Below are 20,965 nucleotides of genomic sequence, written 5' to 3'. Positions count from 1 at the left end.
GGCCACCCCGTTGAGGACCACCTCCGGACGGCGAGCCGAGCCCCTGCAACCCCAGGTCGTCGCTCGCACCGAACTCACGAGGTCCGACACCAGACCGGTGCCGGACCTCACGCATGTCTCAGGCCACCGCCGGCACCGCCACCGGCGGTACCGGACCCACGTACCGGGCCGCCGGACGGATGATCTTCGGGTCCCGGGCCTGCTCGAGGATGTTGGCGCTCCACCCGACCACCCTGGCCGCGGCGAAGGTCGGGGTGAACATCTCACGCGGCAGGCCGCACAGTTCCATGACCACGCCCGCGTAGAATTCCACGTTCGTGTGGAGTTCGCGGCCGGGCTTCAGCTCGGCCAGGATGGCCTCGACCTGGCGCTCGACCTCGATCGCGAAGTCGACCAGCGGACCGCCGAAGCGCTCCGCGACACCCCGCAGCATCCGCGAGCGCGGATCCTCCGTGCGGTAGACGGGGTGCCCGAAGCCCATGATGCGGTCACCCGCGAGGACGCGTGCACGGATCCAGGAGTCGATACGGTCGGGCGTACCGATCGCGTCGAGGGTGTCCAGGGCGCGGCTGGGCGCGCCACCGTGCAGCGGGCCGGACAGAGCACCGACAGCACCCACCAGGGCCGCCGCCACATCGGCTCCGGTCGACGTGATCACCCGTGCCGTGAAGGTTGACGCATTGAATCCATGGTCAATGGTCGAGATCAAGTACTGCTCGATCGCCCGTGCGCGCATCTCGTCGGGTTCCGAACCCGTCAGCATGTACAGGTAGTTCGCGGCGTACGGCAGGTCCTCCCGCGGCTCGACGGGCTCAAGCCCCCGGCCCAGCCGGTACAGCGCCGTCAACAGTGTGGGTACGGCCGCCGCCGCCGCGAGCGTGTCCGCACGATGCCGGTCCGCGTCGATGTCGTACACCGGGCGGAAACCCTGTGAGGCGCCGAGCAGGGAGAGCGCCGTACGCAGGCCCGACAGCGGGCCGGACGGGCCGCTCGCCGCCGCCACCCCGGGCAGCGCGGCCCGTACGTCGTCGGGCAGCCGGCGCAGCCGCGCGGCACGGGCGGCGAAGGCCGACAGCTGCGCCGCGTCCGGCAGTTCGCCGTGGACCATCAGGTGCCAGACGTCCTCGAAACCGCGGGTCTGCGCGAGTTCGACGGCCGAGTACTGACGGTAGTGGTAGAAGCCCTCCAGCCCCCTGACGTCACCCAGCGCGGTGTCGGTGACGACGACGCCCGCGAGCCCCCGCGGCACATCGACGGAGGCGGGCGCGGCCCTGTTGATCGGCATGTTTCCTCCTTGGAATTGATTCGACTGTCCATGCTTGACTCAATTCCTGTCAATATTGATTGAATCAATACATTGCCGATGGGTACGGTGTCTGCCATGAAGGATCAAGAGGCGGCTCCCGGTGAGGACGCCCGGCTCACCACCAAGGAGGCGGCCGAGCTGCTCGGCGTGAAGCCCGAGACCGTCTACGCGTATGTGAGCCGCGGCCAGCTCAGCAGCCGGCGCGAGCCCGGCGGCCGTGGCAGCACCTTCGACGCCAAGGAGGTGGCGGCGCTGGCCCGGCGCAACAGACGTGAGCCCAGCGGGATGTCGTCCGGCGGCGGCGAGCTCTCGGTGCGCACCGGCATCACCCTGATCGACACGGATCGGTACTACTTCCGCGGCGTGGACGCGACCGAGCTCGCCGCGCGCCACTCCTACGAGGAGATCGCCGAGTGGCTGTGGACCGGACGGCTGCGGCCCGGCATCACCTTCAGCGCACCGGACGCCTCCGTCACCGTCGCCCGCCGCGCGGTGGACGCCCTGCCCGAGCACTGCGGCCCCACCGACCGGCTGCGGGTGGCGACGATCGCGGCCGCCACCGCGGACCCGCTCCGCTTCGACCTGTCGCCGGACGCGGTACTCGGTACCGCCCGTACCCTCATCCCCACCCTCGTCGCCGCCCTTCCACGGCTGCGGCACGACCACGGCGACGAGGGCCCGCTGGCCCGGCGCCTGTGGGGACGGCTCTCCGGCCGCACTCCCGACGAGGCGTCACTTCGTGTGCTGGACACGGCTCTCGGACTGCTCGTCGACCATGACCTGGCCGCCTCGACCCTCGCGGTCCGCGTCGCCGCCTCCGCCCGCGCGCATCCGTACGCCGCCGTCTCGGCCGGACTCGGCGTGCTGGAAGGCCCTCTGCACGGCGCGGCCAGCCGCCTCGCGCACCGGATGCTGCTCGAGGTTCTGGACCGGGGCACCGCGGCCCCGGTGGTCGCCGACGAACTGCGTGCCGGACGCCGGATCCCTGGACTGGGGCACCGGCTGTATCCCGGCGAGGACCCCCGCGCACGCGCCCTGTTCGCACTCCTGGAGGACGTACCGGCCGCGTCACCGGCCCTGGCGGCGGCCCGGGACATCGTCGCCACGACCGCGCGCCACTCGCCCCTGCACGCCAATGTCGACCTGGCCCTCGCGGTCCTCACGGCCTCCTCCGGCATGTCTTCCTCGGCGGGTGAGACCGTCTTCGCCGTTGCACGCACGGCGGGCTGGATCGCCCACGCCCTGGAGGAGTACGGGGAACGTCCACTGCGCATGCGCCCGAGCGGGCGCTATGTGGGCGCGCGTCCACCGCAGCCGCTCCCACAATGAGCCGGTGCGATTCCGCCTCCCCCAACCATGCTCCTCACGCCCCCTCCGCACGCCTGACGCGCCCCGAATGCGCCCCCGACCGCAGGGGTGGAAGTCACCATCGACCAAGTCAGGTTAGGCTCACCTGTGTGAGTACGTGCACGACCGCGTCGCAGGACCTCGACGAGCCCCTCGCCGCAACCGCGGCGTCCGCGAGGACGTGGCTGCTCCTGGAACAGCCGGGCCCCTGGGGTGCCAAGGCGCTCACATCGAGCCACCTGGACCCTGCACTCGGCCACGCCCTCGAAGCGGCGGCGGAGGGCACCGGCGTGCGGATCGCGCTGATCCGGCGTCCCGGGCGGCACGCCGACTGCGGTATGTCCGCCGTCCGGCAGGTGTATGCGGCCCACACCACACCCGGCAACGTATGGCTCCAGGCCGCCACGACCTCCGCGCCGGAGCGGCTGCTCGACCTGGACTTCGCGGCGCTCGGCATGGGTGACAGCCATACCTTCGACTCGGTTCTCCAGGGGAGGCCCCACACAGGCGACCCGTTCGCCTTCGTCTGCACCAATGGAAAGCGGGACCGCTGCTGCGCCCTCCTCGGCCGTCCCCTCGCGGCCGAACTGACCGCCTCCGGAGTCGATGCGGTCTGGGAGGTCACCCATCTGGGCGGCCACCGCTTCTCGCCCACAGTGCTCGTCCTCCCGTTCGGATACGCGTACGGGCGGGCGCAGGCCCACCACGTCAAGGAGGTCCTCCAGGGGGTACGCGAAGGGCGGGTCGTGGTCGAGGGGTGCCGCGGACGCTCCACCTGGGAGCGGCCCGCTCAGGCCGCCGAACTCGCGGTGCGCACAGTGGCCCACGAGTACGCCGCGGACGCGCTGACCGTCGTCCGTACGGACGGCGCCGCACCGCGCTGGGAGGTCACCGTCGCCCACACCGACGGCCGTCTGTGGCGCGTGATCGTGGCGCGGGGCGCCTCCCTGCCGCCACGCCCGGAGAGCTGCGGCTCGGTGCTGGGTTCCCCGGCCCGGATGGACGTCGTCTCGGTGCGGGAGCTGCTCACCGCGGCCACGGCCGACCCCGTGCGCCGCTGAAGGCACAAGCCGCACGGCACGGACACGGGTCACCGCGCCCCCGGACGTCCCACGGGAGATCCAGGCCACACCCCTATGGCAGGGCTCACCCGTCCCCGTACCGTCGAGCGCATGAGCCCACCTCCCCCTGCACGGCGACTGCGTCTCGGTCTGCCGCGGCGGATGTTCTCGCAGGTTCTGCTGATGCAGGTGGCGATCGCCGCAGGCGTCGCCGTGCTCGCCACCGGGCTGTTCCTGGCGCCGCTCGGCCATCTGCTGGACGAGCAGGCGATGCGCCAAGCCCTCGCGATCGCCCAGACCACGGCGGCCCAGCCGGGGATCGCCGAGGACTTGCAGTCGACACGGCCCTCGCCCGACGGGCCCGTGCAGGCGCAGGCGGAACGCATCCGCAAGGCCAGCAGGGCGGAGTACGTCGTGGTGATGAACATGCACAAGGTGCGCTGGTCGCACCGGGATCCCAGGCAGATCGGCAAGGTCGTCTCGACCGACCCGAGCGAGGCCCTGGCCGGCAAGGAGGTCATGGGGATCGACAGTGGCACCCTGGGCCGCTCGGCCCGCGGCAAGGTGCCGCTGCGGGACGCCCATGGCCGGATCATCGGCGCGGTCTCCGTCGGCATCGAGTACGACAGCGTGCGGGCCCGGCTGATCCACGCGATACCGGAACTCTTCGCATACGCGGGAGCGGCCCTCGCCATCGGTGCGCTGGCCGCGTATCCGGTCTCGCGCAGGGTCCAACGGCAGACCCGTGACCTGGCGTTCTCCGACATCTCCGCGCTGCTCGCCGAGCGCGAGGCGATGCTGCACGGCATCAGGGAAGGTGTCGTCGCCCTGGACCGCGGGGGCCGGGTGCGCCTCCTCAACGACGAGGCGCAGCGCCTGCTGGGCATCGGTGACGAGGCCGTCGGCCGGTCCCTGGACGCGGCGCTGGGCGAGGGCCGTACGACCGATGTGCTGGCCGGACGGGTCCTGGGCACCGATCTGCTCACCGTGCGCGGTCACCGCGTCCTCGTCGCCAACCGTATGCCCACCGACGACGGCGGCGCCGTCGCCACCCTGCGCGACCGCACCGAGCTCGAGCAGCTGGGCCGCGAACTGGACTCCACACGCGGGCTGATCGACGCCCTGCGCGCCCAGGACCACGAGCACGCCAACCGTATGCACACGCTTCTGGGCCTGCTCGAACTGGAGATGTACGACGACGCGGTGGAGTTCGTCGGCGAAGTGGTCGGCGACCACCGGGCCACCGCGGAACAGGTCGCCGAGAAGATCCACGATCCGCTGCTGGCGGCCCTGTTGGTGGGGAAGGCCGCGGTCGCAGCCGAGCGGGGCGTGGCCCTGTGGATCGCCGACGCAACGCTGCTGCCGAACCGGCTGATCGACCCGAGGGGGCTGGTCACGATCGTCGGCAACCTGGTCGACAACGCCCTGGACGCCGTCGCCGGCACCCCGCACGCGCGCGTGGACGTCGACCTGCGCGCCGAGGGGCGTACGGCGGTCATCCAAGTGCGGGACACGGGGCCGGGGATCCCCGCCGAACGGTGGGAGTTGATCTTCACGGACGGATGGTCCACCAAGCAGCCCCCGGCTCACGGCAAACGCGGAATCGGCCTCGCCATGGTGCGCCGCCTCGCCGAACGCCAGGGCGGCAGCGCTCGCGTGGGCGATGCGGACGGCGGCGGCGCGGAGTTCACCGTGGTCCTGCCGGAGGCCCTCGAAGAACCCGGTCCGGCGCCGGAGCCGCCTGCCGCGGCCGGCCGTGCCCTCGTCCCGGCGCGCGAGACACCGGCGCACCTGACACCGCTCACGGACACATCTGTTCCCATCCCCGAGGAGGAGCCACGATGACCCGGCCGATCGAAGTGCTGGTCGTGGACGACGACATCGGGGTTGCCCGGGTCAACGCCGCATACGTTGAGAAGGTCGCCGGGTTCCATGTGGCCGGCGAGGCCCACGACGCGGCCGCCGCGCTGCGCCGGATGGAGACGCCGCCCCGTCCGGACCTGGTGCTGATGGACCACTATCTGCCCGACGGCACGGGGCTCGCGGTCGTCCAGGAGATGCGCAGACGCGGTCACCAGACCGACGTGATCATGGTGACGGCGGCCCGTGACGTCCGGAACGTCCAGGCGGCGATGCGGCACGGCGCACTGCAATACCTGGTCAAGCCGTTCGCCTTCGCGAGTCTGCGCGCCAAGCTGGAGGCATACGCCGAACTGCGCCGCACACTCGACGGCGGCGGGGAGGCCGAACAGGCCGAGGTCGACCGGATCTTCGGCGCCCTGTCGGCGGGGGCGGAGCCGGGGCTGCCCAAAGGTCACTCCGCCACCACCGCGGAACTCGTACGCCGCGTCCTGATGAGTGCGCGGGGGCCGCTGTCAGCCCAGGAGGTCGCCGAACTGGCCGGGCTGAGCCGCCAGACCGCACAGCGCTATCTGAAGCTCCTGGAGCGCACGGGGCGGGCCACCCTGACCCTCAAATACGGCGACGCGGGCCGCCCCGAGCATCGCTACGTCTGGGCGGCCCGCACCTGAGGGCACGGCAGGGGGCTCAGCCCGCGGCCTTCTTCACGAACTCCGTGGTGTACGTCTTGCCGAGGTCGATGGTGGCGTTCTTGATGTTCGGGTTGAAGGCCTTGAGAACCCTCTCGACCGTCCCGGGACCGTCCGCGGGCATCACGCCGTCCCTGGTGAACATCGGCAGCGTGCTCTTGATGGCGATCGCGTAGAGCGTCTTGTTCCCCTGGGAGTAGTCGGCCGGCATCTTCTCGGCGATCTCGTTCGCGGTGTGCGAGGACATCCACTTCAGGGTCTTCACGAAGGCGTTGGCCAGCTTCTGGACGGTGCCCTTGTGGCTTTCGACCCAGTCCGTCTGCATGTAGAGGCTGGACGACGGGTACGGGCCGCCGAGCGCCTCCTGCGAGCCCTGCGGCGTCCGCATGTCGACGAGCACCTTGCCGAGGTCCTTCTGGATGACCGTGGCGACGGTCGGGTCCGTCGTCATGCCGCCGTCGATGGAGCCCTTCTCGAGGGCGGAGACGAACGTCGGACCGGCACCGACCGCAACCGGGCTGAACTCGCCGACGTTCACGCCGTTCCTCACCGCGAGGTACTTGGTGAGGAAGTCGGTCGAGGAGCCGAGACCGGTGACACCGAGCTTCCTGCCCCTGAAGTCCTTCGGCGACGCGATGTCCTGCGTACGCTTGCTGGAGACGATCTCCACCTCACCGGGCGCCTGCGAGAACTGCACCACCGACTGGACGTGCTTGCCCTTGGTCTGCAGATCGAGGGTGTGGTCGTAGAAGCCGACGGCCCCCTGAACCTGTCCGGAGACGAGCGCGGTCTCGGCCTGCACGCCGGCCGGCTCGCTCAGCAGGTCGACATCGAGGCCCTCCGCGTCGAAGTAGCCGAGCCGCTGGGTGAGCATGGCGGGCAGGTAGATGACCTTGTCGAGGCCACCCACCATGATCCTGACCTTCTCGCCCTTGCCGCCGCCCTTGCTGCCGGAATCGGAGGACGCGGTGGTGGCGGCGTCGTTGGCGCAGGCGGTGAGCGAGGAGACGGCGAGCAGGCCGGCCGCGGCGAGGGCGGCGATTCTGGCGGACTTGCGCATGGCGGTTCACGTCCTTGTGAGAGGGCTGTGCGGGAGCAAGACGGGGTCGACGGGCCGGTTGGCGAAAGGCGCGGATCACGCACCCGGCCGGGGGGGCGATCAGTGCCCGGAGTCCGACGGCTTCCAGCGGAAGATGCGGCGCTCGGCGAAGGTGAGCAGTCCCTCGGCCACCAGCGCGACGACCGCGAGGATGACCATCGCTGCATACACCCCGGCCGCGTTGAAGGTGCCCTGGGACTGGGCGACGAGCAGGCCGATGCCCTTGGTGGCGCCGATGTACTCACCGACGATGGCGCCGATGAGGGCGAAGCCGAAGCTGACATGAAGGCTGGTGAAGATCCATGAAGTGGCTGACGGGATGACGACCTGAAGCGTCACGCGCCGATTGCTCGCGCCCAGGACGCGGGCATTGGCGACCAGGTTGCGGTCGACCTCGCGGGCGCCCTGGAAGGCGTTGAAGAAGACCGGGAAGAAGACCAGGACGACGGCGGACGCCACCTTGGAGGACGGCCCCAGCCCGAACCAGATCACGAAGATCGGGGCGAGGACGATTCTGGGGATCGAGTTGAGCACCTTGGTGTAGGGGCCGAGGACATCGGCGAGGAAGCCGATCCGTCCCAGCGCGATGCCGAAGATCACACCGGCCATCACACCGATCACCCAGCCGAGCAGCGCCTCATGGAGCGTGACCCAGATCTGCTCGCCGAGCGAGCCGAGCGCGGTGCCATGGGTGATCCAGGTGGAGATCTGGTCCCAGATCTTCGACGGCATCGAGAAGTTGAACGGGTCGATGGCCTCGGCCCGCGACAGCCACTCCCAGAGCCCGAGCACGGCGACCAGCAGCAGCACACGGGCCAGCAGGACGACGGCCCTGCGTCTGCGGGCGGCACGCGCGCGTGAGTGGGCGCGGTCGGGCTTGGACGTGCCGGCCGGAGCCGGTGCGGAGATGACCTCAGGCGACATGGGCGGCACCTCTCTCGCGCGTGATCCGGACCTCTTCGCCCAGGGACTCCCAGATCTCGCGGTAGATCTCGATGAACCGCGGCTCCAGCCGCACCGACTCGACCTTTCGGGGCCGGGGCAGGTCGATGTCGAAGACCTGCTTCACGGTCGCGGGTCCGGCGGTCATCACAACGACCTTGTCGGCGAGCGCGATCGACTCCTCGAGGTCGTGGGTGACGAAGACGACCGACGCGCCCGTGCCCTCCCACAGCTCCAGCAGTTCGTCCGACATCAGCGCCCTCGTCTGTACGTCGAGCGCCGAGAAGGGCTCGTCCATCAGCAGGATCTCGGGGTCGTTGACGAAGGTGGCCGCGAGGGCGACGCGCTTGCGCTGGCCGCCGGACAGCTGGTGGGGGTAGCGGTCCTCGAAGGCCGCGAGCCCGACCCGGGCGAGCCACTCCCGAGCCTTCTCCTTGGCCTCCGCCTTGGGCACGCCGCGGAAGCGTGGCCCCGCCATCACGTTGGACAGGACCGTACGCCAGGGGAAGGTGGCATCCTGCTGGAAGACGAAACCGACCTTGTTCCCGACTCCGGCGACCGGCTCGCCGGCCACCAGGACCTCGCCCTCGGTGGGCTCCTCAAGGCCGCTGACCAGGCTCAGAGTTGTCGACTTTCCGCACCCGGTGGGCCCGACGACGGCGACGAACTCGCCATGTCCGACGGTCAGATCGAGGCCCCTGACGGCCGTGTGCAAACCTCCTGACGGCGTCCGGAACGTCTTGCTCGCGCCCCGCAACTCGATGGCGGGGCTCCTGTCTGCGCTCATGGCCCCGGACCGTAGATGCGGCGCGGGCCACGGCAGCAGCCTTCTGGGCGCAACCCGTCCTTCTGCTTGCAGGAGTCTGTTGTGCTCGTTTTGCTCGCGCTACAACAACGGAGCCGAAGCACGGGCTTGACGCTCGCCTGGCCCGAGGGGAGAGAGGCCCGATGATTGACGTCCTGGTCGTGGACGACGACTTCCGTGTCGCCGAGATCAACGCCAAGTACGTGGGCAAGGTTCCCGGCTTCCGGGTGGCCGCCCGCGCACACAGCGCGGCCCAGGCGCTGGCCGCGGTGGAACGCGACCCGATCGACCTGGTTCTGCTCGACCACTACCTGCCCGACCGGACGGGCCTCGAACTGGTCCACCGCATGCGCGAACGCGGCCACGGCACCGATGTCATCATGATCACGGCGGCGGGTGATGTGGCGACCGTCCAGGCCGCGATGCGTCTGGGCGCCCTGCACTACCTGGTCAAGCCCTTCACCTTCGCGGCGCTGCGCACGCGCCTCGACTCGTACGCCGCCCTACGCCGCACCGTCGACCGCGTGGGCGGCCGGGGCGTGACGGGCCAGGAGCAGGTCGACCGCATCTTCGGCGCCCTGCGCACCGCGCCCGCGGCCGCGTCCCCCAGGCTGCCCACCGGCCACTCGGAGCCGACGACGGATCTCATCTGCGAGGTACTCCACCGGGCCGAACACCCCCTGTCGGCCCATGAGGTGGCCGCGAGGACGGGGCTCAGCCGCTCCACTGCCCAGCGCTATCTGCGCCATCTGGAGCAGGCGGGCCGACTGCGGCTCTCTCTGAAGTACGGCGACACGGGGCGCCCCGAGCACCGGTACGCGTGGGTGGCGCCCTAGGTGTGCCGGGGCGTGGCGCGGGCGGTGGGAAACCTCCGCGGACCGGGCGCCCCGACGCGCGTACGCCGTCGGGGCGCCCGGTGGCGTCAGACTGCTCCGGCGCCCGTCAGTGACCGCACCTCGGTCTCCGCGTGCTTGGCCTCGTCGGCCGGTTCCGCCGAGGTGACCGTGCCGAGCCAGCCCGCGAGGAAGCCGAGCGGGATGGAGACGATGCCCGGGTTCTGCAACGGGAAGTACTGGAAGTCGACGCCGGGGAACAGTGATCCGGGGCTTCCCGAGACGACCGGGGACAACAGGACGAGGCCCAGTGCGGGTACGAGGCCCCCGTAGACCGCCCACACGGCGCCACGTGTCGTGAAACTGCGCCAGAAGAGCGCATACATCAGCACCGGCAGGTTCGCGGATGCGGACACCGCGAAGGCGAGCCCCACCAGGAACGCCACATTGAGGTCGCGGGCCAGCAGCCCGAGTGCGATCGCCACCACACCGATGCCGACGGCGGCGGCCCGCGCCACGGCCACCTCGCTGCGCGGCTTGGCACGAGGGCGCCGCAGTGACGCGTAGAGGTCGTGGGCGACCGCGGCCGAGGAGGCGAGGGTGATCCCGGCGACGACCGCCAGGATCGTGGCGAAGGCGACTGCTGCGACCATGGCGAACAGAACCGTCCCACCCGTGGAGTCCGCCCCGCCGCCCAGTTTCAGCGCCAGCAGCGGCACGGCCGTGTTCCCGGCCGCGTTGGACTCCCGTACGGCGTCCGGCCCGACGACGGCGGCGGCACCGAAACCGAGCACGATCGTCATCAGATAGAAGCCGCCGATGAGCCCGACGGACCAGACGACCGAGCGGCGGGCGGCGCGCGCGGTCGGCACGGTGTAGAAGCGGGACAGGATGTGCGGCAGCCCGGCGGTGCCCAGCACCAGCGCCAGCCCCAGACTGATGAAGTCGATCCGCGCCGTCCAGGTCCCGCCGTACTTCAGGCCGGGCGCGAGGAACGCCTCGCCGTGCCCGCTGCGCTCCGCCGCCGTCCTCAGCAATGCGTTGGCGTCCCCGTGGAAACGCACCAGCACCAGAACGGTCAGTGCCACCGTCCCACCGAGCAGCAGGATCGCCTTGACGATCTGGATCCAGGTGGTGGCCCGCATCCCGCCCAGCGACACATAGATCACCATCAGCGCGCCGACGACGATCACCGTCCAGGCATGCGATGCCGTACTCGTGCCGCCGAACAGCAGCGCGACGAGGCTGCCCGCTCCCACCATCTGCGCCACCAGGTACAGCACGGACACGGTCACCGAGGACGCACCCGCCGCGATTCGCACGGGCCGTTTGCTCATGCGCGCGGCGATGACGTCGGCGAGGGTGAACCGACCGCAGTTGCGGACCAGTTCGGCGACGAAGAACAGCACCACGAGCCAGGCGACGAGGAAGCCCACGACATACAGCAGCCCGTCGTACCCGAAGAGCGCAATGAGGCCGGTGACGCCCAGGAACGAGGCCGCCGACATGTAGTCGCCCGCGATGGCAAAACCATTCTCCATCGGTGAGAACAGCCGCCCGCCCGCGTAGAACTCCTCCGCCGAGCCGTGCCGGTTGCGGCTCACCATTGTCGTGATCGTCAGCGTGATCGCGACGAATACCCCGAACAGCAGCAGCGCCAGTGCCTGATGGTGTCCGCTCACCTCTCGCCACCCCTGAGTCCACGCGTCAACTCCTGGGTGTCCCACCGCAGATCGAGCGCGGCCCGGTCCCTGCGCAACCGCGCGTGCCGTGCGTACGCCCAGGTGAACACAAACGTCGTCAGGAACTGCCCGAGCCCCGCCACCATGGCCACGTTCACGGCGCCCGCCACCGGCCGTGTCATCAGCCCGGGTGCCGTCTGAGCGGTCACCACATAGCCCACGTACCAGCTGAAGAAGACCGCGAACCCCGGAATCACGAACCTCCGGTACCGGCTGCGCACCTCCCGGAACGCCGCGCTGCGCTGCACCTCCAGGTAGACGTCCGCCACACGGGCGGTCCCCGCCTCTCCCCGGGGCGCGGGCGGCACGGCTGGAGCGGGAGTACCCGTCCCGTCCAGTTCCCCCCAGCCGGAGGCGAGCGCGTCGTACCAGGGGTCGTCGTACCTCGTATGTCCGGTCGCCGCCCCGGCCGCCAGTGCCGGGTCATGGACTTCGTGCTTCTCAACCGAACTCTCGGGGCCACCCCCGCCTCCGCGAGGACGGCCATTGCTTGACTTCATGCCCAAGGATGGACAGAACGGGAAGATCCCCGACTCTTCTTCACCGGGCTCTTCACCCCATCAGGTGACTCACTGCGAGGGAGGCCGTACGAGTCCCTGTGCGTACGCGTAACGAACCGCCTGCGCACGGTCCTTGAGCCCCGTCTTGGTGAAGAGATTGTTGATGTGGGTCTTCACCGTGGCCGTGGAGACATGCAGTCTGCGGGCGATCTCCTGGTTGGTCAGCCCCTCGGCGATCAGTACGAGCACCTCCGTCTCCCGGGTGGTGAGCCCGTCCGGTGCCACCGGTGCCGCCACCCGCTCCGGCTCGGACAACCGCTCCAGCAGCCGTCGCTGGACGCTCGGGGAGAGTCCCGCGTCCCCCGACAGCACGCTCCGCACGGCCCGCACGATCTCGTCGCCGCCGGCGTCCTTGGTGAGATAGCCGCGTGCCCCCGCTCTCAGCGCCGGGAAGAGCGACTCGTCGTCCGCGTAGGTGGTGAGCACGACGACCTGGGTGCCGGGGTGCTCGGCGCGGATGCGTCTTGTCGCCTCGACACCGTCGCACCGGGGCATGCGCAGGTCCATCAGCACCACGTCCGGGGCGAGTTCGGCGACGAGCTTCACGGCCTCCTCCCCGTCCCCGGCCGCACCGACGACCTCGATCCCCGGAAGCAGCCCGAGCAGCATCACGATCCCCTCGCGCACCACCGTCTGGTCGTCCGCCACGACCACCCGGGCGATCTTTCCGCTGTCCTCCTCCGTCATACGGGCACCTTCAGTGTCACCACGAATCCCTCCTCGCCCGGCCCCGCCTCCAGTGAGCCGCCCAGCAGCTCGGCACGCTCCCGCATGCCCAGGAGACCGTACCCGGCCCCCGCCCCGGCCAGTTCGCCGGGCGATCCACCCGAGTCCCTGACGTCCAGCGTCACTTGGTGCTCGGCGTACTCCAGCCGTATCTGCACCTTGGCGCCCGGGGCGTGCTTGCGGACGTTCGTCAGGGCCTCCTGCGCTACCCTGCGAACCGCCTGCGAGGACTGGGCGGGCAGGTTCCTGCGGTCACCCGAGACGGTGAGGTGCGCGCCGTCCGCGGTGGCGACGAGCTCGCTCAGGAAGTCCTCGAGCGGGGACATCTCGCCGCGCAGTGCGGACAGCGCCTGCCGGGTCTCGGCGAGGCCCTCCCGGGCCATCCCCCGGGCAGCCACGACCCGTTCGAGGATTCTGTCCCGGTCGGCTCCTCCCTCGATCAGCAGCCGTGCCGCCTCGAGATGCACGAGCTGCGCCGACAGGCTGTGCGCCAGCACGTCGTGGATCTCCCGTGCAATCCGGGCCCGCTCCGCCAGCGCCGCCGACTCGGCCTCGGCCGCCCGGGCGGCCCGCTCCTGTGCGAGCAGCTGCAGGGCGCTTCCGCGTGCTTCCGCGTCGAGACGCAGCACGTAACCTGCGAGGGCGATCCCACCGGTGGTGACCACGCTGGTCAGCCAGCCTCCGTGGTTCACCGAGGCGAACGCCCCCAGCCCGGCGCCTGCCGCGGGCAGCGCGGCGACGAGGGGCAGCCGCTCCATGGCGGCGACGGCGCACCCGCACCACAGCACGACCGCCGCGTCGCGCAGATCCAAGGCGTACGCCCCAAGCGCCAGTCCCAGGAGCACCCCGAGAAGGGTGACCGAGGGGAGCAGCCGGTGCTGCAGTGTGGTCTGGAAGTAGGCCCACGCACCCGCTCCGCACAACAGGACCCCGACCGCCGCCGTGGCGATGCCCCACGCGTGCAGGCGGTCATCCGTGAACGTCGTCCACAGAAGCATGCCGAGGGCGACGAGGCGTGTGGTCCAGGCGAGCGCGCGCCGGGCGCTGGAGTCTCCCGCGCGGGACAGTGCCTCGCGGGAGGGCCAGCGCGTCCAGGCGTTTTCCCTCACACAGGCTCCTTCCACGCGGTCTGGGGCACGCGGTCAACGTACGCCTCGCTCTTGACGCCGCCAGGGGTGACCGGCTTCGACCGCCAGGCAAGGATCCCGCCTCGGAGCAGCAGGGTGGCGGCGAGGGCGAGAAGAAGTGCGGAGCTGTCCTGGTGAACACCGAGCGCGGCGCCTATGCCGAAGAGTCCGGCTCGCAGGGCTATGCCGACGATCCATACGGCGACGCTGGCCTTGGTGCTCCGGCTCCAGACCGTGCCGTCCGGCTCGGTCCATATCCGTGAGGTCCAGGCCCAGCCGGCACCGGTGGCCAGCCCTATGAGCATCTCGGCCGCCAACAGGAGGGCGGACTCCAGGTGATGGTGGGGGTCGAGGAGGCCGGGCCTGCGCAGCGCCAGGAAGGCCAGGACGACGGGCACGATCCACCAGCGCCGGTCCGTGGTGACAGGGCGGGCGCGGAACTGGCGCACGACGATCAGAACGACTGCGGCGGTGATCAGCAGGGCATCGGCGAGCCCGGACATCGCGGCCTCCGTGGGCGGGGAAGAGCGGATGTCGGCAGCGGGTGCTGCCGACGCCTTCGACAGTACGGAATTCCGCAGGTCAGCAGATCGGAGCTGGGGTGGATCCCGGGTGGATCCGTGACACGAGGGCTTCTCCACCCGAGGGTGGAGAAGCCACCTGGGCGGCCCCGGCGACGTACAGGCCGCGAGTGGACGGTCGCCACTCGGTGTGTCGCCCTTCGCCGGCTGCTCTGAGCGGCGGTGGTCGCCGGCCGGCGGGCCCCAGGGCCCGAACGGACCCCAGGGCCTGCGCCCCGACGGGCGGCTACGCGTCGATGCGCGACCGGTCCAACGTCGCCGCCGAGCTGGAGATGAACTCCTTGCGCGGGGCCACGTCGTTGCCCATCAGCAGGTCGAAGACCTGCTCGGCGGCCTCCAGGTCGGAGAGGTTGATCCGGCGCAGGGTGCGGTGGCGCGGGTCCATCGTCGTCTCGGCCAGCTGGTCGGCGTCCATCTCGCCAAGACCCTTGTAGCGCTGGATGGAGTCCTTGTACCTGATGCCCTTGCTCTGGAACTCCAGCAGCTTGTCCCGCAACTCGCGGTCCGAGTACGTGTAGACGTATTTGTCCTGGCCCTTCTTCGGCTGGACGATCTCGATGCGGTGCAGCGGCGGCACCGCGGCGAAGACCCGGCCCGCCTCGACCATCGGCCGCATATAGCGGTGGAACAGCGTCAGGAGCAGGGTGCGGATGTGGGAGCCGTCCACGTCGGCATCCGTCATCATGATGATCTTGCCGTAACGGGCCGCGTCGATGTCGAACGTCCGGCCGGATCCGGCTCCTATGACCTGGATGATCGCGCCGCACTCGGCGTTCTTGAGCATGTCCGTCACGGACGACTTCTGGACGTTCAGGATCTTGCCGCGGATCGGCAGCAGTGCCTGGAACTCGGAGTTCCGGGCGAGCTTCGCCGTACCGAGCGCGGAGTCGCCCTCGACGATGAACAGCTCGCTGCGGTCGACGTCGTCACTGCGGCAGTCGGCGAGCTTGGCCGGCAGCGAGGAGGACTCCAGGGCCGTCTTGCGGCGCTGCGCGTCCTTGTGCTGGCGGGCGGCGATGCGTGTGCGGGCCGCGGCGACGGCCTTCTCCAGAACCACTCGGGCCTGCTGGGCGGCGTCACGCTTCGTCGAGGTCAGGAACGCCTTGAGCTCCTTGGACACCACGTTCGCGACAATGCGGCGCGCCGCGGAGGTGCCGAGGACCTCCTTGGTCTGGCCCTCGAACTGCGGCTCGGCCAGGCGCACGGTGACGACCGTGGTCAGCCCCTCGAGAGCGTCGTCCTTGACGATGTCGTCCTCGGCCACACGCAACAGCTTCTTTGCGCGCAACACCTCGTTCATCGTTCTGGTGACGGCCTGCTCGAACCCGGCGACGTGAGTGCCGCCCTTGGGAGTGGCGATGATGTTGACGAACGACCTGAGGGTCGTGTCGTAACCGGTCCCCCAGCGCAGCGCGACATCGACGCCCAGTTCCCGGGTGACCTCGGTCGGCGTCATCTGGCCGTGGTCGTCCAGGACGGGGACCGTCTCCTTGAAGGTTCCCTGCCCGGAGAAGCGGAGGACGTCGCACACCGGCTTGTCCGTCGCGAGGTACTCGCAGAACTCGCTGATACCGCCGTCGAAGCGGAAGGACTCCTCGCCCTTGCTGCCGCCCTCGCCGAGACCGTACTCGTCACGGACGACGATGGTCAGGCCGGGCACCAGGAAGGCCGTCTGGCGGGCGCGCTGGTGCAGCGTCTCCAGGGAGAGCTTGGCGTCCTTGAGGAAGACCTGGCGGTCGGCCCAGTAGCGCACGCGCGTGCCCGTGCGGGTCTTGGGGATCTTCTTGGGCTTGCGCAGGCCGCTCTTCGGCTCGAACTTCGCGTCCGGACCCTCGCCGGCGAAGGCACCCGGCACGCCGCGCCGGAAGCTGATCGCGTGCGTGTGGCCGGCGCGGTCGACCTCGACGTCCAGGCGCGCGGAGAGCGCGTTCACCACGGACGCGCCCACGCCGTGCAGACCGCCGGACGCAGCATACGAGCCGCCGCCGAACTTGCCGCCCGCATGGAGCTTGGTCATCACGACCTCGACCCCGGAGAGGCGGGTCTTCGGCTCCACGTCGACCGGGATGCCCCGGCCGTTGTCCCGCACCTCGACGGAACCGTCGTCGTGCAGGATCACTTCGATGTGGTCGCAGTAGCCCCCCAGGGCCTCGTCCACGGAATTGTCGATGATCTCCCAGAGGCAGTGCATCAGGCCCCGACTGTCGGTCGAGCCGATGTACATACCGGGGCGCTTGCGTACGGCCTCGAGGCCTTCGAGGACGAGCAGGTGCCGCGCGGTGTAGTTGGAACCGTCCCGGTCTGCTCCGGTCAGCAGCGCTGTGGACGGCACTGACGTCTCGGCGGTCACGCGGTTCGCTCCTCGCTGAATTTCAGATGGGGCCCTTTGGGGTAAGGGGTCGGCTTCGGTCGCCGGTCCGAGGGTACCGAGGCCTGGTAGAGCCGTTGTAACGCCACCCTCGACGTGAAACTCAGCCTAGTCCAGACTCGCACGAGCGTTCGATCCCTCGTTGGGGTGAAGTACATATCACGTTCCCTTCGAGGCATGAACCATTTAGGCTCCGGGCACGTCCTCTTGCACAACCGGCAACCCGCCGGAGGAGGACCGGACAACCGACAGACGCGAACCCGTACGACACGAAAACACGTAATACGGCACATTCGCCGCCAACCGGCAGCAGACAGTCGGCTCCGGAAGAAATTTTCCAGGAGAAGCCGCGAGCGGGAACGTTTTCGGCCTGGTTGGATGTTGACCCTGGTACGACAGCTCGTCGAGCTAGAGAAGAGGCGACGTGACTACTGTTCTGACCCCCGCGAGCCCGCTGACGGCCGCTGACCGCTGCGACCGTTGCGGCGCCCAGGCGTACCTGCGCGTCGTCCTCCTGAGCGGCGGAGAACTGCTCTTCTGCGCCCACCACGGCCGCAAGTTCGAGCCGGAACTCAAGAAGATCGCCGCTGAGATACAGGACGAGACGGAACGGCTCACCACCGCTCCGGCAAACGCGTCCGAAGAGGAACGCTGACACTCGCGTCCACGACGAGCCTGTGCCGGCGCCGAGGCCGGCGAGCGGGCGGCCACCCCGATCACCGGGAGTGGCCGCCCGCTCTCGTACGACACGTCCGGTCGGCACCTCGTGACACAGGCCTCACGCACACCGTGCGCAGGACGGCCCGCACCTCCAGAACGTGGGCAGCCCGCAACGCCCAGCGCGCCACGACAGCGCACACGCCCGTGCATCGGCGGTGCATCCGGCGGCCCGCGAAGAGACCGCCCTTCAGTACCGGCCATGGGGCTCCGGCATGTGGCAGCTGCCCTCAGTGGCCGCCGTTCAGCGTTTTGAGGACATCCGAGACCCGCGTGTAGACCCCGGGGCTCCCCGGCTGCCCGCAGCCGTTCCCCCACGACACCAGGCCGACCAGACGCCCCTGAGCGACGAGCGGTCCCCCGCTGTCCCCCTGGCAGGCGTCGCGGCCGCCCTCGGGCTCGCCTGCGCACAACATGGAGGCGGCGAGGTACTTTCCGTCCACGCCGCCCGGATACGCCTGCTCACAGGTCGCATCCGGCAGGACCTGCAGGGTCGCGCCCCGCAGGCTGCGCGCGTAGTCGGCCTGCCCGGTGGCGTCACCCCAGCCGTACACCGTCGCGGCCGTGCCCGGCGCATAGGCCGGGTCCCCGGCCGCCGCCATCCCGATGACCGAACTCGCGGGAAGCGGCGAGGCGAGGGTGAGCAGGGCGAAGTCCCCGGCGTTCGTGTAACCGTTGTACCGAGGATTCACCCAGGTGGCGGTCACCGGGATCTCCTTGCCCTGGCTGGACGTGAGGTCCGTACGGTCCGTGATGACCTTCAGGTCCCGTACCTGCCCCGGCGGCGCTCCCAGCACTGCCGCACTCATACAGTGAGCCGCGGTGAGGACCCTGGAGCGGTCCACCACCACTCCCCCGCAGAACTGTCCCGCCCGCGTACCTCCGAACCGGTCACGGCTGGAGAGGGCGACCGTCCACGGACTTTGGGAGATGTCGACGGGGAAGCCTCCGATGACAACGTCATCTGCCGTCGCGGAAGACGGGGACACCAGCGGTGTCAGGGCCGCGGCGGCTCCCACGGCCAGCGCTCGGGCGAAAGGGCGACGCATGCGCACTCCTCACTGTCAGATGATCGTGGAACACCCACAGTGATCCAGTTCGCTGCAACGCGCACACGCAAAGGGGCCGACCCCCGTAGGAGCCGGCCCCCCGACGACACGAACCCCGAGGCCTAGTCGAGGTAGTCGCGCAGCACCTGGGAGCGCGACGGGTGACGCAGTTTCGACATCGTCTTGGACTCGATCTGGCGGATACGCTCACGGGTGACGCCGTACACCTTGCCGATCTCGTCGAGGGTCTTCGGCTGACCGTCGGTGAGACCGAAACGCATGGAGACGACGCCCGCTTCGCGCTCGGACAGGGTGTCGAGCACGGAGTGCAGCTGCTCCTGAAGGAGCGTGAAGCTGACCGCGTCGGCCGGGACGACGGCCTCGGAGTCCTCGATGAGGTCACCGAACTCGCTGTCGCCGTCCTCGCCCAGCGGGGTGTGCAGCGAGATCGGTTCGCGGCCGTACTTCTGGACCTCGATGACCTTCTCCGGGGTCATGTCGAGCTCCTTGGCCAGTTCCTCCGGGGTGGGCTCGCGGCCCAGGTCCTGGAGCATCTGCCGCTGCACACGCGCGAGCTTGTTGATGACCTCGACCATGTGCACCGGGATACGGATGGTGCGGGCCTGGTCGGCCATGGCGCGGGTGATCGCCTGACGGATCCACCAGGTGGCATACGTGGAGAACTTGTAGCCCTTGGTGTAGTCGAACTTCTCGACCGCGCGGATCAGACCGAGGTTGCCCTCCTGGATGAGGTCCAGGAAGAGCATGCCGCGGCCGGTGTAGCGCTTGGCCAGGGAGACCACGAGACGGAGGTTGGCCTCCAGGAGGTGGTTCTTGGCGCGGCGGCCGTCCTCGGCGATGATCTCCAGCTCGCGCTTGAGCTTGGGGGCGAGCTTGTCGGCGTTGGCGAGCTTGTCCTCGGCGAACAGACCCGCCTCGATGCGCTTGGCGAGCTCGACCTCCTGCTCGGCGTTGAGCAGGGGGACCTTGCCGATCTGCTTGAGGTAGTCCTTGACCGGGTCGGCGGTGGCACCGGCCGCGGCGACCTGCTGCGCCGGCGCGTCGTCCTCGTCCTCGTCGGAAAGTACGAAGCCGGCGCTCTCGGCGCCCTCGGGCTCCTCGGCGCCCTTGCCGGGGGTCTCCTCGAGGGCGTCCTCTTCGAGCAGCTCGACGTCGTCCTTCTTGGCGGTCGTCTTCTTGGCCGCCGTCTTCTTGGCGACCGTCTTCTTCGCGGCCGTCTTCTTGGCGGCCGTCTTCTTGGCAGCGGCCTTCTTCACGGGCGCGTCCTCAGCCGGGTCGTCGGCGACGGGCGCCGCGGGAGCGGCGGGAGCGGCGGCCTTCTTGGTGGTCACCGTCTTCGCCGCGACGGTCTTGGTGGCGGTGCGCTTGGCCGGACTCTTCGCTGCGACGCTCTTTCGGGTGCGCTTTGGCTCTGCGGCACTGACCATCAGCGTCACACCCTCTTCCTCGAGGATCTGGTTGAGGCTGCGCAGTACGTTCTTCCACTGAGTGGCCGGAATCTGGTCAGCTTCGAAGGCCCGACGCACATCGTCGCCGGCGATCTGCCCCTCAGCCTTTCCCCGCTCAATGAGAGCCATGACAGAGACGGACTCGGCGATCTCCGGCGGGAGCGTACGGGATGTGCTGGCCGACACGAACAACCTCTCGGAACGTTGGAAAACGGCTTCCGGCCCCGTCCGTGACGGACAGGGGCCGACCGCCGGCTTGGGGATGGGCCGACGGTGCGGGCGGATGCCGGGAAGATGCACAGCGCCGTGAACGGCGTCCGTATTCCCTCCTCGACTGTCACCTCTTAGGTCATCGCGCAGTCCCGAAGAGCGTTACGCCCAATCTGCGTGGCCCGAGTCACACCCCGTAACCACTCAAAAACGTCCAGATACGGGCAGAGGCGGTCGGTCGGCGCCATGATCCGAGCCGGGCCGTCGGCGGCTCTCCTTCTCGTCGCTGCGTCGGCCCCCGGCCGGTACCGGGATCGACCCCTGGCCGGTACCGGGATCGACCCCCGGCCGGTACCGGGAAATGCGCGGCCGACGCCGCAACCCGCTGGCGACGCCGCGGCATCCGGTGAACCCGGGCACCGGCCGGGACCGGGACACCCCGGGACGGGAGTGGCCTGCCCGGACCGGCGCCGC

Annotated in this window: 18 protein-coding genes; 6 read left to right on the top strand and 12 right to left on the bottom strand. The window is 70.0% G+C overall.

Annotated features, from left to right (window positions below):
- Window positions 1–118 precede the first annotated feature (118 nt).
- Window positions 119–1,285, bottom strand: a complete 1,167-nt coding sequence (locus tag AAW14_RS30240) for a citrate synthase (protein WP_265567471.1) — start codon at window positions 1,283–1,285, stop codon at window positions 119–121.
- A 96-nt stretch (window positions 1,286–1,381) separates the two neighbouring features.
- On the opposite strand from AAW14_RS30240, the gene AAW14_RS30235 reads away from it, so the two are divergent.
- The 4 genes from AAW14_RS30235 (at window position 1,382) to AAW14_RS30220 (ending at window position 6,245) form a co-directional block, all read left to right on the top strand.
- Window positions 1,382–2,635: a citrate synthase gene (locus AAW14_RS30235; protein ID WP_265567470.1), complete on the top strand. Its 1,254-nt coding sequence runs from the start codon at window positions 1,382–1,384 to the stop codon at window positions 2,633–2,635.
- A 128-nt stretch (window positions 2,636–2,763) separates the two neighbouring features.
- Window positions 2,764–3,714 carry a sucrase ferredoxin gene (locus AAW14_RS30230; RefSeq protein ID WP_265567468.1) on the top strand — a complete coding sequence of 317 codons (951 nt, stop codon included), beginning with the start codon at window positions 2,764–2,766 and terminating at the stop codon, window positions 3,712–3,714.
- 111 nt (window positions 3,715–3,825) lie between these two features.
- The gene (locus tag AAW14_RS30225; protein ID WP_265567466.1) at window positions 3,826–5,559 is read left to right on the top strand and encodes an ATP-binding protein; all 1,734 of its coding nucleotides are present in this window, start codon (window positions 3,826–3,828) and stop codon (window positions 5,557–5,559) included.
- Entirely contained in the window at window positions 5,556–6,245 is a 690-nt protein-coding gene (locus AAW14_RS30220) for a response regulator (protein WP_265567464.1), read from the top strand. Before AAW14_RS30225 ends, AAW14_RS30220 begins: the two co-directional genes overlap by 4 nt.
- 16 nt (window positions 6,246–6,261) lie before the next feature.
- On the opposite strand, the gene AAW14_RS30215 is transcribed toward AAW14_RS30220, so the two are convergent.
- From AAW14_RS30215 to AAW14_RS30205, 3 genes are all read right to left on the bottom strand, one after another.
- A complete protein-coding gene (locus tag AAW14_RS30215) occupies window positions 6,262–7,323 on the bottom strand; it encodes an ABC transporter substrate-binding protein (RefSeq protein ID WP_265567463.1) in 1,062 nt (353 codons plus the stop codon).
- Window positions 7,324–7,422: 99 nt separating this feature from the next.
- Window positions 7,423–8,286 (bottom strand): ABC transporter permease, encoded by an 864-nt coding sequence (locus AAW14_RS30210; protein WP_265567461.1) that lies wholly within the window; start codon window positions 8,284–8,286, stop codon window positions 7,423–7,425.
- Entirely contained in the window at window positions 8,276–9,091 is an 816-nt protein-coding gene (locus tag AAW14_RS30205; RefSeq protein WP_265567459.1) for an ABC transporter ATP-binding protein, read from the bottom strand. The genes AAW14_RS30210 and AAW14_RS30205 overlap by 11 nt, the downstream gene beginning before the upstream one ends.
- A 161-nt stretch (window positions 9,092–9,252) precedes the next feature.
- Between AAW14_RS30205 and AAW14_RS30200 the strand changes: the two genes are divergently transcribed.
- The gene (locus tag AAW14_RS30200) at window positions 9,253–9,945 is read left to right on the top strand and encodes a response regulator (protein ID WP_265567458.1); all 693 of its coding nucleotides are present in this window, start codon (window positions 9,253–9,255) and stop codon (window positions 9,943–9,945) included.
- An 86-nt stretch (window positions 9,946–10,031) separates the two neighbouring features.
- Here AAW14_RS30200 and AAW14_RS30195 read toward each other — a convergent pair whose 3' ends face one another.
- The 6 genes from AAW14_RS30195 to AAW14_RS30170 all read right to left on the bottom strand — a co-directional run bounded on the left by AAW14_RS30195 (window position 10,032) and on the right by AAW14_RS30170 (window position 17,028).
- Window positions 10,032–11,624 (bottom strand): cation acetate symporter, encoded by a 1,593-nt coding sequence (locus tag AAW14_RS30195; protein ID WP_265567456.1) that lies wholly within the window; start codon window positions 11,622–11,624, stop codon window positions 10,032–10,034.
- Window positions 11,621–12,184 (bottom strand): DUF485 domain-containing protein, encoded by a 564-nt coding sequence (locus AAW14_RS30190; protein WP_265567454.1) that lies wholly within the window; start codon window positions 12,182–12,184, stop codon window positions 11,621–11,623. The genes AAW14_RS30195 and AAW14_RS30190 overlap by 4 nt, the downstream gene beginning before the upstream one ends.
- 69 nt (window positions 12,185–12,253) lie before the next feature.
- On the bottom strand, window positions 12,254–12,931 hold the full coding sequence (locus tag AAW14_RS30185; RefSeq protein ID WP_265567452.1) for a response regulator transcription factor: 678 nt from the start codon (window positions 12,929–12,931) through the stop codon (window positions 12,254–12,256).
- Complete coding sequence (locus tag AAW14_RS30180) at window positions 12,928–14,079, bottom strand: sensor histidine kinase (RefSeq protein ID WP_265567450.1); 1,152 nt, start codon at window positions 14,077–14,079, stop codon at window positions 12,928–12,930. The genes AAW14_RS30185 and AAW14_RS30180 overlap by 4 nt, the downstream gene beginning before the upstream one ends.
- Window positions 14,076–14,600 carry a DUF1453 domain-containing protein gene (locus AAW14_RS30175; protein WP_265567448.1) on the bottom strand — a complete coding sequence of 175 codons (525 nt, stop codon included), beginning with the start codon at window positions 14,598–14,600 and terminating at the stop codon, window positions 14,076–14,078. Before AAW14_RS30175 ends, AAW14_RS30180 begins: the two co-directional genes overlap by 4 nt.
- A gap of 304 nt (window positions 14,601–14,904) precedes the next feature.
- Window positions 14,905–17,028 (bottom strand): DNA gyrase/topoisomerase IV subunit B, encoded by a 2,124-nt coding sequence (locus tag AAW14_RS30170; RefSeq protein WP_265567446.1) that lies wholly within the window; start codon window positions 17,026–17,028, stop codon window positions 14,905–14,907.
- A 442-nt stretch (window positions 17,029–17,470) separates the two neighbouring features.
- Between AAW14_RS30170 and AAW14_RS30165 the strand changes: the two genes are divergently transcribed.
- Entirely contained in the window at window positions 17,471–17,701 is a 231-nt protein-coding gene (locus AAW14_RS30165; RefSeq protein ID WP_265567445.1) for a hypothetical protein, read from the top strand.
- A 292-nt stretch (window positions 17,702–17,993) separates the two neighbouring features.
- On the opposite strand, the gene AAW14_RS30160 is transcribed toward AAW14_RS30165, so the two are convergent.
- Complete coding sequence (locus AAW14_RS30160) at window positions 17,994–18,812, bottom strand: S1 family serine peptidase (RefSeq protein WP_265567444.1); 819 nt, start codon at window positions 18,810–18,812, stop codon at window positions 17,994–17,996.
- A gap of 122 nt (window positions 18,813–18,934) precedes the next feature.
- Window positions 18,935–20,467, bottom strand: coding sequence for an RNA polymerase sigma factor (locus AAW14_RS30155; RefSeq protein ID WP_265567442.1), 1,533 nt, complete (start codon window positions 20,465–20,467; stop codon window positions 18,935–18,937).
- Between the last annotated feature and the right edge of the window lie 498 nt (window positions 20,468–20,965).

Source organism: Streptomyces hygroscopicus (genome assembly GCF_026168105.1).
In the GTDB taxonomy this organism is placed as follows: Bacteria; Actinomycetota; Actinomycetes; order Streptomycetales; family Streptomycetaceae; genus Streptomyces; species Streptomyces hygroscopicus_D.
The sequence above is the reverse complement of the archived record's forward strand: the minus strand, read 5'-3'. Positions and strand labels throughout refer to the sequence as shown.

Excerpts from the sequence above, each read along its gene's own strand:
- AAW14_RS30175 (WP_265567448.1), bottom strand. The coding sequence starts at position 14,600 with ATGTCCGGGCTCGCCGATGCCCTGCTGATCACCGCCGCAGTCGTTCTG.
- AAW14_RS30210 (WP_265567461.1), bottom strand. The coding sequence starts at position 8,286 with ATGTCGCCTGAGGTCATCTCCGCACCGGCTCCGGCCGGCACGTCCAAG.
- AAW14_RS30160 (WP_265567444.1), bottom strand. The coding sequence starts at position 18,812 with ATGCGTCGCCCTTTCGCCCGAGCGCTGGCCGTGGGAGCCGCCGCGGCC.
- AAW14_RS30215 (WP_265567463.1), bottom strand. The coding sequence starts at position 7,323 with ATGCGCAAGTCCGCCAGAATCGCCGCCCTCGCCGCGGCCGGCCTGCTC.
- AAW14_RS30200 (WP_265567458.1), top strand. The coding sequence starts at position 9,253 with ATGATTGACGTCCTGGTCGTGGACGACGACTTCCGTGTCGCCGAGATC.
- AAW14_RS30185 (WP_265567452.1), bottom strand. The coding sequence starts at position 12,931 with ATGACGGAGGAGGACAGCGGAAAGATCGCCCGGGTGGTCGTGGCGGAC.
- AAW14_RS30235 (WP_265567470.1), top strand. The coding sequence starts at position 1,382 with ATGAAGGATCAAGAGGCGGCTCCCGGTGAGGACGCCCGGCTCACCACC.
- AAW14_RS30240 (WP_265567471.1), bottom strand. The coding sequence starts at position 1,285 with ATGCCGATCAACAGGGCCGCGCCCGCCTCCGTCGATGTGCCGCGGGGG.
- AAW14_RS30205 (WP_265567459.1), bottom strand. The coding sequence starts at position 9,091 with ATGAGCGCAGACAGGAGCCCCGCCATCGAGTTGCGGGGCGCGAGCAAG.
- AAW14_RS30225 (WP_265567466.1), top strand. The coding sequence starts at position 3,826 with ATGAGCCCACCTCCCCCTGCACGGCGACTGCGTCTCGGTCTGCCGCGG.
- AAW14_RS30220 (WP_265567464.1), top strand. The coding sequence starts at position 5,556 with ATGACCCGGCCGATCGAAGTGCTGGTCGTGGACGACGACATCGGGGTT.
- AAW14_RS30190 (WP_265567454.1), bottom strand. The coding sequence starts at position 12,184 with ATGAAGTCAAGCAATGGCCGTCCTCGCGGAGGCGGGGGTGGCCCCGAG.